Genomic DNA, 4,925 nt, shown 5'->3' on the forward strand with positions numbered 1-4,925 from the left:
CCGCCCCACTGGGCTGCTGATACACCCCCAGCCCAAACTCCGGCAGCACCGCCAGCAGATAATCGAAGATATCTCCCTGAATCCGCTCGTACTCCGCCCACACCGTGGTCGAGGTGAAGCAGTAGATCTCCAGCGGCACCCCTTGGGCGGTCGGTTCCATCTGCCGGACCATGCAGGTCATGTCCTGGCGGATCTCGGGGTGATGCCGCAGGTAGGCCAGCGCGAAGGCGCGGAAGGTACCGATATTGGTCAGTTGCCGCCGGTTCGCCGTCACCTCACCAGCCGGGCCCAAGGCCTCGTTCCAGGCAGTCAATTCATGCTGCTTGCCGACCAGGTAATCGCCCAGCAGTCGCACCTGGCCCAGGGTGCGTTCTTCCGCCGGGGTGAGGAAGCGAATGCCGGTCGCGTCGATGAACAGGCTGCGCTTGATTCGCCGCCCACCTGCCTGCTGCATGCCGCGGTAGTTGCGGAAGGACTCGCTCATCAACCGCCAGGTGGGGATGGAGACGATGGTCTTGTCGAAGTTCTGCACCTTGACCGTGTGCAGCGTGATGTCCACCACATCGCCATCCGCGCCGACCTGGGGCATCTCGATCCAGTCGCCGACGTGGAGCATGTCGTTGCTGGTGAGCTGCACGCTGGCGACGAACGACAGCAGGGTGTCCTTGTAGACCAACAGCAGCACCGCCGACATGGCGCCCAGACCCGAGAGCAGCAGCAGCGGCGAGCGGTCGATCAGGGTGGCGACGATGACGATGGCGCTGAACACCCACAGGACCATCTTCGCTAGCTGCACGTAGCCCTTGATCGAGCGGGTGCGGGCGTGTTCGGTGCGGGCGTAGATGTCGAGCAGCGCGTCGAGCAGGCTGGCCAGGGCCAGGGTCATGAACAGCAGGGTGAAGGCCAGCGCCAGATTGTCGAGAAAGTGCAGGGTGACCGCGCTCAGGCCCGGCACCAGCTTGAGGCCGAACTGGATCACCAGCGACGGCGTGGTCTGGGCCAGGCGGTGGAAGACCTTGTTGTGGCGCAGGTCGTCGAGCCAGCGCAGGGCCGGTTGGCGGGCCAGCAGGCGGCTGCCGTGCAGGACCAGGAAGCGGGCCAGGCGGCCCAGGACCAGCGAGACGCCGAAGAGCACGGCCAGGCCGAGGCTGGCGTGCAGCAGCGGGTGTTGATCGAGGGTGCCCCAGAGGTCGAGGGCGTCAAGCCAGAGTTGTCGGATATCCATGGAGTGAGCGTGCGGCCATCGTTGCGAAATCAGGCGCCATTAGACCGCGGAACGACCGGCAGTTGGAGAAAAGAAACTCGGCTATGGGCACGGAAAACGTTACCCTATGCAACTGAATTTCCGCACATGCCCGAGGTTACATCCCGTGTTTTCCCAATTCGCCCTGCATGAACGCCTGCTCAAAGCCGTGGCCGAGCTGAACTTTGTCGAGCCGACCCCGGTACAGGCAGCGGCCATTCCCCTGGCCTTGCAAGGGCGAGACCTGCGGGTCACGGCGCAAACCGGCAGCGGCAAGACCGCGGCGTTCGTGCTGCCGCTGCTCAACCGCCTGGTCGACCTGCGCGAGCGTCGCGTGGAGATCCGTGCACTGATCCTGCTGCCGACCCGCGAGCTGGCGCAGCAGACCCTCAAGCAGGTGCAGCTGTTCTCGCAGTTCACCTACATCAAGTCCGGCCTGGTCACGGGCGGTGCGGACTTCAAGGAACAGGCCGCCATGCTGCGCAAGGTGCCGGACGTGCTGATCGGCACGCCGGGTCGCCTGCTCGAGCAGCTCAATGCCGGCAACCTGGACCTGTCCCACGTGCAGGTGCTGATTCTCGACGAAGCCGACCGCATGCTGGACATGGGCTTCGCCGAAGACATGGAGCGCCTGTGCCAGGAGTGCGCCAACCGCGAGCAGACGCTGCTGTTCTCCGCCACTACGGGCGGTGCGGCGTTGCGCGACGTGATCGGCAACGTGCTCAAGGACCCGGAGCACCTGATGCTCAACAGCGTCTCGCAGCTGGCCGAAGGCACCCGTCAGCAGGTCATCACCGCCGATCATGACCAGCACAAGGAAAAGATCATCCAGTGGCTGCTGCAGAACGAGACCTACCAGAAGGCGATCATCTTCACCAACACCCGCGCCTGGGCCGACCGCCTGTACGGGCACCTGGTGGCGCAGGACGTGAAGGCGTTCGTGCTGCACGGTGAGAAGGACGCCAAGGACCGCAAGCTGGCGATCGAGCGCTTCAAGCAGGGCAGCTCCAAGGTGCTGGTGGCCACCGACGTGGCCGCGCGTGGCCTGGACATCGAGGGCCTGGACCTGGTGATCAACTTCGACATGCCGCGCAGTGGCGACGAGTACGTGCACCGCGTCGGTCGTACCGGGCGTGCCGGTGCCGAAGGCCTGGCGATCTCGCTGGTGTGCCATAACGACTGGAACCTGATGTCGAGCATCGAGCGCTACCTCAAGCAGCAGTTCGAGCGCCGCGTGATCAAGGAGATCAAGGGCACCTACAACGGGCCGAAGAAGGTCAAGGCCTCGGGCAAGGCGGCGGGCAGCAAGAAGAAAAAGGTCGAGAAGAAGACCGACAAGAAGACCGCCGCCAAGCGCAAGCCGGCCGCCCGGCCGAAGGCCAAGCCGCTGGCCAGCGCTGATGGCATGGCGCCGTTGAAGAAGCGGGCGCCGGCGGCGGAGTGATGGCAGGGCAGGGCGCCCGACGCTGTGAGGGCGTCTATTTGCCTGATGCGGCGAGTGGCTGGTTTGGTGGGCCCAAAGGGCCCACACCTCAGGCAATGACCAATCGAACCCCGTCGCTGGCAACCCAGCCCCCTGCGCCTACAACCACCCCGACCGCTTGAAGCTGGCATACAGCCCCGTACACCCCGTCGCGATCACCCCCAGCACCATGAAGTAGCCGTAATGCCAGCTCAGCTCGGGCATGTTCTGGAAATTCATCCCGTAGATCCCGGCGATGGCGGTCGGAAACGCCAGGATCGCCGCCCAGGCCGCGAACTTGCGCTGCACCGCGCTCTGGCGCGCCGTGTCCAGCAACAGGCCGACCTCGATGGTCTGGCTGGCGATCTCGTGGATGGTCGAGAGGTCCTCCATCTGCCGTTTGACATGGATCTGCACGTCGCGAAAGTACGGGCGCATGTTCTTGTCGATGAAGGGAAACTTCAGCCGCTGCAGTTCCTCGCTGATCTCCACCATCGGCGCCACGTAGCGCTTCATGCGCAGCACGTCGCGGCGCAGGCGGTGCAGGTGCTTGATGTCTTCCTCGACCAAGGTGCCGGCCAGCACGCGCTGCTCCAGCGACTGGATCTCTTCGTGGATCGCCTCGCTGACCGGCTGGTAGTTCTCGGTGACGAAGTCCAGCAGCGCGTACAGCACGAAGTCCTCGCCATGCTCGAGCAGCAGGGGCCGCGCCTCGCAGCGTTGGCGCACCTGGGCGTAGGAGGTGGAGTGGCCGTTGCGGCAGGTGACCACGTAGCCCTTGCCGGCGAAGATGTGCGTTTCGATGAACTGCAGCTGTCCGTTCTGGCGCACGGGCGAGTAGGTGACGATGAACAGCGCGTCGCCGAAGGTCTCGAGCTTGGAGCGGCTGTGCTTTTCCAGGGCATCCTCGATGGACAGCTCGTGCAGGTCGAACTGGCGCTGCAAGGTCTCCAGCTCCTGCGCGCACGGCTCCTCCAGACCGATCCAGACGAAGTGCCCAGGCTTGGCAGCCCACTCGCGGCCCTGGTCGATACCGATGTTGGTGACCTTGCGCCCATCGCTGTAGACCGCTGCCGCCACGACACGTCCCATGATGACCTGCTCTCTCGACCCGATTGCGGCCTAGCTTGGGGCCGGCCGCGCTGGCGGGCAAGAGGCATGTCAGCGGTGGCGGTCGTCGTCCAGGCGTTCCTGCTCCAGGCGGTCGAGGCACTGTTGCATCTGGGTGCGGCACTGGTCGATCAGTGCCGGGATGTCCTGCTTGCTCAAGCCGGTGGTGGCGATCGGTGGCAGCGAACGCACGACCACCGTGCGCCGACGCCAGGCGTTGAGGTTCAGGTCGTGGGCGTAGCGGCTGACGCACACCGGCACGATCGGTACCCCAGCCTCGATGGCCATGTGGAAGGCGCCCTTCTTGAAGTCCAACAGGTGCTCGCTGCGGTTGCGCGTGCCTTCGGGGAAGATGAAGATCGATGCACCGTTCTGCAGCTTGCGCGTGGTCAGGTGCATGGCCTTGCGCGCCTGGTAGGCGTTGCCACGGTCGACCAGCACGTTGCCGCCCAGCCACAGCAGTTGACCGAACAGCGGGATCAGCCCCAGGCTCTTCTTGCCCACTGCGACCGTGCAGCGCGGTATCACCTGGCCCAGGATGAACAGGTCGTAGTTGGACTGGTGGTTGGCGATGATCACGCAGCCAGGGGGTTGGTCAACCAGAGGGCCAGTGTCGTCCTTCAGGCGCAGGCCCATGAGACGCGTGGCGGGGATGCCGTAAAGGCGGGCGAAGAGACGGCTGTTGTCGGGGTTGAACGGGCGGCATACACCGATCACCAGGCCCGCCAGGCTGGCCAGGACGACGTGCAGACCGAGAAGTAGCATGCGCAGGAGAGAAAGCATCGAAAGGCTCGCAACCGGAGGTTCGCGGCGCAGTGTACGACTGTGCACTGAAAGGCTGCAAGGGGGAGGGCGACTGCAAGCGGCCCTTGGCCAGCAGTGGTGCTGGCTCACTTCAGCACTGCGAGGTGTGGGAGCAACTGTCTTTTTCTACTCGGTACATGCCCGACCACATGGGCTGGTATGTGGGCCCTGCGGGCCCAATCGCGGCACTGGGGCCGCTTGTATGGTAGGACTTGAAGGGAGGAGGAGGGACTAGATCCGCTTCTGACTGTTCGCGCAGTACAGACCGTGGGAGATTTCGCCCCTCCTCCCTTCACCCAAGCGCCG

At 64.8% G+C, this 4,925-nt stretch carries 4 protein-coding genes; 1 reads left to right on the forward strand and 3 read right to left on the reverse strand.

Annotation, left to right across the window (positions count from 1 at the left end):
* On the reverse strand, positions 1-1,225 hold a 1,225-nt coding region (locus G7007_RS21490), incomplete at its 3' end, for a mechanosensitive ion channel family protein (RefSeq protein ID WP_181105085.1).
* A gap of 106 nt (positions 1,226-1,331) precedes the next feature.
* On the opposite strand from G7007_RS21490, the gene G7007_RS21495 reads away from it, so the two are divergent.
* Positions 1,332-2,687, forward strand: coding sequence for a DEAD/DEAH box helicase (locus G7007_RS21495; RefSeq protein WP_219859199.1), 1,356 nt, complete (start codon positions 1,332-1,334; stop codon positions 2,685-2,687).
* A 138-nt stretch (positions 2,688-2,825) separates the two neighbouring features.
* On the opposite strand, the gene G7007_RS21500 is transcribed toward G7007_RS21495, so the two are convergent.
* Together G7007_RS21500 and G7007_RS21505 are read right to left on the reverse strand one after the other, a co-directional pair.
* Positions 2,826-3,797 carry a magnesium and cobalt transport protein CorA gene (locus tag G7007_RS21500; RefSeq protein ID WP_181105089.1) on the reverse strand — a complete coding sequence of 324 codons (972 nt, stop codon included), beginning with the start codon at positions 3,795-3,797 and terminating at the stop codon, positions 2,826-2,828.
* Between the two features lie 69 nt (positions 3,798-3,866).
* Positions 3,867-4,598: a lysophospholipid acyltransferase family protein gene (locus G7007_RS21505; protein ID WP_181105091.1), complete on the reverse strand. Its 732-nt coding sequence runs from the start codon at positions 4,596-4,598 to the stop codon at positions 3,867-3,869.
* Between the last annotated feature and the right edge of the window lie 327 nt (positions 4,599-4,925).

Origin of the sequence: Pseudomonas entomophila (assembly GCF_013523125.1) — a bacterium.
In the GTDB taxonomy this organism is placed as follows: Bacteria; Pseudomonadota; Gammaproteobacteria; order Pseudomonadales; family Pseudomonadaceae; genus Aquipseudomonas; species Aquipseudomonas entomophila_B.